This window comes from Mesorhizobium waimense (assembly GCF_003601975.1).
Lineage (GTDB): Bacteria > Pseudomonadota > Alphaproteobacteria > Rhizobiales > Rhizobiaceae > Mesorhizobium > Mesorhizobium waimense.
The window spans coordinates 1-5,743 of the sequence record NZ_QZWZ01000109.1 but is presented as its reverse complement, the minus strand read 5'-3'; the positions used below and the strand labels follow the sequence as shown (position 1 = coordinate 5,743).

Sequence of the window (5,743 nt, the reverse complement as noted above, 5' to 3'; positions counted from 1 at the left end):
CAGGCGGCAATCAACCGCTTCCTCCAAGAGCACAACCAGCAACCCAAACCCTTCTCTTGGACCGCCGACCCCGACAAAATCATCGCCGCCGTCAAACGCGGGCACCAAGTGTTAGACTCCATCCACTAGGCGGTCAATTAACCCAATCATAACAATCTCGCCCGGTAGGAAACCACGACCAGCGAATACGCCGCGCCCTCTCTCGCCACCGGTGTCCAGGACTCGTACGTTGCGGGCATTGATTCGCCTCGCGCAACCGATATCGTCTGTCAAGATAGACGCATTTTTGTTTATGTGCGAAGTAGACATAGCGCTTTTCCTTTATAGCTATAATACTTTATTTTGAATACAGACATGCTAGGGAGCGTCGACTTTGACATAGGCTTCCATGCCATTATTAAATCTCGCTATCTCATGAGGACCAAGTCTATTGGGAAGTTTTGTGGACTTGCCGACACCCGTCTCGTACCATGCGATCTGACGACGGCCCTGACATTTCCTTTTCCGTTCCCCTCCAATGAAAATAAAGTTACTCGCGACATGGAAGCTGATCGGTAGCTCTCGCCGGCACGGAATAATGACTTCAAAATTTGTGCCGATCTTCTGATTGAGGGGGCGAAATTTTTTTTATTGGTTTTCCGCTATTTGAGCTTGGGCAAACCAAGAGAATGGCAAACACCCTTTGTGGAGAACCTGACAAACCCGACAGAGATGTGGGAAGGCTTTGTCCGACACCGCATACGCGATCTCATCGTCTCCTTCTTATGCCAGCGTAAATCGTCCATGTTATAGGTCGTGGTGAGGATTTAACGGTTTAGGATTCCCAGGATCTGGCAAATCAGATTCAAGACTGCTCTTGGGAGAAATCGGTCTTGGCCGAGAGCTACGATCCGGATCGCCTGAACGACGCGCAATGGGCTCGGTTGGCCCATCTGATGCCCGGTGGCTGCAAGGGCAAGCGCGGTCCGCGCACCAACAGCCGGCTGTTCAGGGATGCGATTTTCTGGATGGCTCGTTCCGAGGCACGCTGGCGCGACCTGCCGGAGCGGTTCGGTGACCATCGTATCGTGAAGCGTCGCTACTTTGACAGGGTGGGGCGGGGTCTTGCGTGATCTCTTCCAGGCGTTGAGCCAAGACGGAGATTTCGAATGGTTGTGCGGGGACGCCACCGTCATCCCTGCCCATCAGCACGCCAGCGGGGCGCAAGCAAAAGGGGGCCCTGATGCCCAAGGGCTGGGCCGCTACAAAGGCGGCTTAGGCACTAAGCTGCACGTCGCCACCGATAGCCTCGGCAATCCTGCCAGCCTCCTTGCCAGCCCGGGCCATCGGGGCGAGGTTCTTTTTGGCGCTCCCTTGATCAAGGTGATCGCGTGCCGCTTCGTAATCGCCGATCGGGCCTACTATGCCGAACACTTTCACGACACCATCTGGACGCTGGTGCCGAGCCGGTCATCCCGCCACGTCCAACCGCCGCAGGCCGCATGCCTATGACAAGGACACTCTACAAGGAACGCAAGAGCTATGGTCGGAATTGGGTGACGCGGCCGATCAGGCGGCGCGGTGATCCGGTGTCACGGACTGTGCGACACCATTGGTGAATTTGACGCCGGCGATGACCATTGGCAACTGATTTTCGCCTTTGAGACGACGCCAGGTTTTCGCGGCGCTCATGACCAGCTTGAAGACCATAAGACGCGCCGTCTTGTGCGACAGCGCGCCTTTGGCCCGCACGGTCCGGTGTCGGACGGTGGCGAAGACACTTTCGATTGGATTGGTAACCGGTATGAGATTCTTGGTGCCGATGTCCGGCTACGCTTTTCTGATGTGCGGCGTATGGTGCGACCATCCGGGACGGAGGCACCGGGAGCACGAAGGTGCGGGCAGGCCGATGCACACGATGAGCTGCGAGCTCGGTTAGTAGCTGGCCGTCTCTGCCACTCGCCCGGTTGCGCCGTGAGCGCGAATCCGCAGATGTCGTGTCGCCCGCCGCTCCCCTGTGACTGATCGAGAGGAGACAGAGGAATGCGACGTGTAATCGGAATCGACACCCACCGCACCTTTGGCGAGGTGGTGATTTGGGAAGACGGTCGGCTGCGGCGTGTGGGCCGGGGTCGACATGACGCGAACGGCGCTGGAAGGCTTCGGCAGAACTCTTCTGGCCACCGATGAGGTCGTCATCGAGGCCACTGGCAACTGCATGGCGGTGTCGCGGGTGCTGGCGCATTCGTGAAGCGGGTGGTGATCGCCAACCCGCTGCAGGTCAAAGCGATCGCGCACGCTCACGTGAAGACCGACAAGATCGACGCCGGCACGGCCAGCTTGTACGCAGCCGGCTATCTGCCGGAGATCTGGACACCGGATGCCGCCACCGAGCGAATGCGCAGGCTGGTCGCGCGGCGCTACCAGGTCGTGCGGCATCGGACCCGGATCAAGAACGAGGTGCATTCGATCCTCTACGCCCATCTGATTCCGCGGTGCCCCCATGCGGACCTGTTCGGACGCCTCGGTCGTGCCTGGCTCACCGTCAGCCGGTGCCAGATGACGAGCGCGCCGCAATCCAACGCCATATCCGGGAACTGGACAGGCTGGGTGACGATCTCCGCGTGCTTGACCGGGAGATTGCCGAGAGCGCGCTCGACGATGCGGCGATCAAACGGCTGCTCACAATCACTGGCGTCAATCTCGCGGTGGCCGCCGGGCTAGTGGCGGCTGTCGGTGACATCGGCCGTTTTTCCAGCCCGCAAAAGCTGGTGAGCTATTTCGGCCTGAACCCACGCGTGCGCCAGTCGGGGCTCAGTGCTGCCCATCACGGGCGGATTAGCAAGATCGGACGCAGCCATGCCCGCGCGATGCTGGTGGAAGCCGCCTCGGCGGCGGCCAAGACGCCAGGTCCGCTCCATGCCTTCTTCGTCCGTATCCGGGCCAAGCGGGGCCATCAGATTGCTGCCGTCGCCGTGGCACGAAAATTGGCGGTTCTTTGCTGGCATATGCTGACGAAGCAAGAGGACTACCTCTGGGCGCGATCCAGTCTGGTCGCCCACAAGATGCGCAGCATGGGGCTGCAGACCGGCAAGCCGCATAAGAAAGGCAACCGCCGCGGTCCGACCTATGCTTACAATGTCAAGGAACTTTGGAATCAAGCGATGCGTGTCGCCGAGCAGGCCCAGAAGGGTTACGAACACTTCGTCGAGGCTTGGCGCCCGCGCCCGCCAAAGGAAAGGGCGCGCGGGCGCGAAGCTTTGACCGGCTCGAACTAGCCCAGCTCAAAGAGGTGCAGGCTGAGCGCGACACTCTGCCGGCAATCGAAATCGCCGAAACTCCGGCAGCTACATTGCTCGATCTCAAGGATATCGGCCCTGAGTGGGCGGCCATCCTCTACGCGGAAGGGCTGTTCCGGAACTTCGATAATCGTTGGCAGGTCGCCGCCCGTGCCGGGGCCGCTCCGACACCTTGGTAGAGCGGACCGGTCCAGCACGAGCAACGCGTCTCGAAGGGCCGGCAACCCCCGGCTGCGAACGACGATGATCGAGTTGGCCTGGCTGTGGCTGCGCAATCAACCGAGTTCAGCGCTTACCCGCTGGTTCCACGAACGCGTGATGCGGCTACACTATGGAAGACTTAGCTTGGCAGTGCGCCCACCATCCACGACAAATATCTGGCCAGTGACGAATTCGGCCTCGTAGGAGGCAATCCATGCGACCATAGCCGCGACTTCCTCCACACGGCCGGTTCGACCTAATGGATGAATGGCGCCCAGCCGCCCCCGGGCCTGCTCGGGCAAGGCGGCGACGAAATTGACGTTAAGATCAGTATCGATCCAGCCAGGAGCCACGCCATTGCAACGTACCCCGTCTGGCCCGCCGTCGATCGCCACCGCTCGCGTCAGGCCATGCAGCCCCGCCTTCGAGGCACAATAGGCAGCGTGCCCGGGATTGGACGCGAATCCCTCTATCGAGCCAATATTGACAATGGCGCCGCGGCTTCTGCGAAGATGAGGCATCGCGCGACGAATCAGCAGAAAAGGAGCATCAAGGTTGAGTGCCATTGTGCGCCGCCACTCGTCCAGCCCCGTCTCATCTACTTTCGCTTCAATCATGCATCCGGCGTTGTTGATAAGGATATCGAGCCGGCCGGCTTGTTGAATGATATCGTCAATGACGATGGCCGGAACGTCGGGGTCGCGAAGATCCGCGACTATCGATTCTACACGGCCGGCCTTCTCAAGCTGAACAGCGAATACTCTGGCTCCCTCGCCTGCAAGCCTGTCGGCGATTGCGGCCCCAATGCCGCTGCTGGCGCCCGTCACCAACGCGATCTTTCCGGCGAAGCGGGTCATGCGATAGCCTTTCCGTTTACCTCAACAAGGGTGTTGCCAAATCGCATGGGAAAGCGCCGCGCTCCATATTGATCCGCTCGGCAGAGCATACCCAATCTGTGGGACAACACCGTCGAGCCAGTCTGCAAAGCAAGCTTGTTTTGCGTGAAGCTAGAAGTCGTGGCTTCATCCGGAAAGCACGCGCGTCTCGGTTCTTCTGTTGCATCGGTGCTAATTTCGGCAGCGAGATTTGCGGTAACGTGGTCATAGCCGCTCCTCATGTGCCTTGTTGGCTACACGGAAGACCCAGTAGTGTGCGTTTTCATCGGCGGTATATCTGCCGTCGTTTAGACACTGTACCAGCACAAGAACGCCCGAATCCTGCAGCCGCCGCACCTCATCTTCAAAGCATGTGGTTTCCGCATAGATCTTGCGCGTACTTGCGATGACGAATCCGTTTGGGCGGGTGACGCGAGCCAGTGTGCGCAATACATCCGGTCGGACATGTCCGGGCGCAAACACGCCGCAGCAGACGGTGATGTCATAGCTTGCGCTGGAGTAGTCGGAGAGCGGACTATTAAGGTCGACATCGGCCTTGACATGACGGTAGACTTGGGTTTGTCGAGCTTTTTCGGCCATCTCCTCAGAGAGGTCGAACCCGTCGATCAACCGAAACCCGAGGCTTTCCATTTCCATTCCGACGAGGCCTGTTCCGCAGCCAGCGTCCAGGGTTGCGATGGCTGCCCGCTCCCTCGGCAAATAGGCCGTCTGCATGGTGCCCGCCAGTTCCGCCACGACCATCGGCCCGTAGTATCCTTTGCGGCCGACGTCCGCATCGTACGAAGTAGCCCATCTGCGATAGAACTGTGCCAAGCGACCGACGTCCCCATCGAGGGCATGGGACTCCTTGATGCGCCTTCTTGCGGTTTGCTCCAATGCCTCCTGATCGAGGGCGTTCATGATAGTACCTCCGTATACGGGCAGATGGTCATCCGCGGCGCCGGTCGGCACCTGCTGCCACCTTGAAAATGAAGGCATCAAAATTCGTGCCAATTCGCCGAACGAGGCGAAGAAGAGATTTTGTGTCGGTATTAACAAGCCCAGAAGGCTATCTCTCGTCGCCTTCACTTCGGCTGTTTGGCCTAAGGTACAATACGAAGCTGGCTAAACAAGCTTGTAGCGAGAACCCTACGAAGTTGTCAGAATGGCGGATGGCCTCGCGATTGTGTATCAAAATCTGTTACAGCGCCGTCGGGGGGAGCGGGCAGCTTTATTCAACTGCGAAACCATCTCTTCGTCAGCTAGTGGATTGATCGGAACAGAAGAGTCCTTTTTGGGATTCCCCGGATCGCTTCGGCATGCGACATTGCGAGATGCGCACTGGTATCAGCATCGACATCACGGCTTCGGACAGAATTCGGCTTGAAG

General features: G+C 59.0%; 4 protein-coding genes and 4 pseudogenes. 5 read left to right on the top strand and 3 right to left on the bottom strand.

Annotated elements, in window-relative coordinates:
• The 3 genes and pseudogenes from D3227_RS39635 to D3227_RS39625 form a co-directional block, all read left to right on the top strand.
• Window positions 1-129, top strand: a pseudogene (locus tag D3227_RS39635) (IS630 family transposase); the annotation flags it as partial.
• 743 nt (window positions 130-872) lie between these two features.
• Window positions 873-1,112, top strand: a complete 240-nt coding sequence (locus D3227_RS39630) for a transposase (protein WP_120019385.1) — start codon at window positions 873-875, stop codon at window positions 1,110-1,112.
• Window positions 1,105-1,491 (top strand): transposase, encoded by a 387-nt coding sequence (locus tag D3227_RS39625; RefSeq protein WP_120019384.1) that lies wholly within the window; start codon window positions 1,105-1,107, stop codon window positions 1,489-1,491. Before D3227_RS39630 ends, D3227_RS39625 begins: the two co-directional genes overlap by 8 nt.
• A 57-nt stretch (window positions 1,492-1,548) precedes the next feature.
• On the opposite strand, the pseudogene D3227_RS39620 reads toward D3227_RS39625, so the two are convergent.
• Window positions 1,549-1,776, bottom strand: a pseudogene (locus tag D3227_RS39620) (IS256 family transposase); the annotation flags it as partial.
• Between the two features lie 264 nt (window positions 1,777-2,040).
• Between D3227_RS39620 and D3227_RS44700 the strand changes: the two are divergent.
• Window positions 2,041-3,257: pseudogene (locus D3227_RS44700) on the top strand (IS110 family RNA-guided transposase).
• A pseudogene (locus D3227_RS43580) lies at window positions 3,233-3,629 on the top strand (transposase); the annotation flags it as partial. The pseudogenes D3227_RS44700 and D3227_RS43580, both read left to right, overlap by 25 nt.
• Here D3227_RS43580 and D3227_RS39605 read toward each other — a convergent pair.
• Both D3227_RS39605 and D3227_RS39600 read right to left on the bottom strand, forming a co-directional pair.
• Window positions 3,608-4,336: an SDR family NAD(P)-dependent oxidoreductase gene (locus D3227_RS39605; RefSeq protein ID WP_120019382.1), complete on the bottom strand. Its 729-nt coding sequence runs from the start codon at window positions 4,334-4,336 to the stop codon at window positions 3,608-3,610. The pseudogene D3227_RS43580 and the gene D3227_RS39605 sit on opposite strands and share 22 nt — an antisense overlap.
• Before the next feature lie 243 nt (window positions 4,337-4,579).
• A complete protein-coding gene (locus tag D3227_RS39600) occupies window positions 4,580-5,275 on the bottom strand; it encodes a class I SAM-dependent DNA methyltransferase (protein WP_120019386.1) in 696 nt (231 codons plus the stop codon).
• Window positions 5,276-5,743: the final 468 nt, after the last annotated feature.